The organism is Algoriphagus litoralis (genome assembly GCF_003259255.1).
Classification (GTDB): Bacteria; Bacteroidota; Bacteroidia; order Cytophagales; family Cyclobacteriaceae; genus Algoriphagus; species Algoriphagus litoralis.
The window spans coordinates 1-320 of sequence record NZ_QGOL01000072.1 but is presented as its reverse complement, the minus strand read 5'-3'; the positions used below and the strand labels follow the sequence as shown (position 1 = coordinate 320).

Here is a 320-nt window from a genome sequence, read left to right as displayed (position 1 = left end):
CTTCGAATATTAAACTGGATACAGGTTTCCAATAAAGATAAAGATTTACTCCGCATCGTCTTTATTGCCTTGATTTTGAACTCGGTCGAATAATGCTCCTGCCGAAGCGGCATCAGCCCCATTATCCCATGTTTCTGATAGGATAGCACCCACCTCCTGATCAGGGACTTGTCAATTCCAAGGTCTTGACCAACCTTCAATACCGACCCCTTGTCAAGTAAGACCCGGTCTACAGCCTCTTTCCTAAAAGTGACTGAATATTTCCTTCTTTTTCCCATAAAGTGACTTCAAATAGTGTCTAACTTTTTGGGGCTATTCTA

At 42.2% G+C, this 320-nt stretch carries 1 protein-coding gene; it reads right to left on the bottom strand.

Annotated elements, in window-relative coordinates:
- The coding region (locus DK188_RS21405; RefSeq protein WP_232825798.1) for a transposase at window positions 1-278 on the bottom strand (278 nt) is incomplete at its 3' end.
- Window positions 279-320 lie beyond the last annotated feature (42 nt).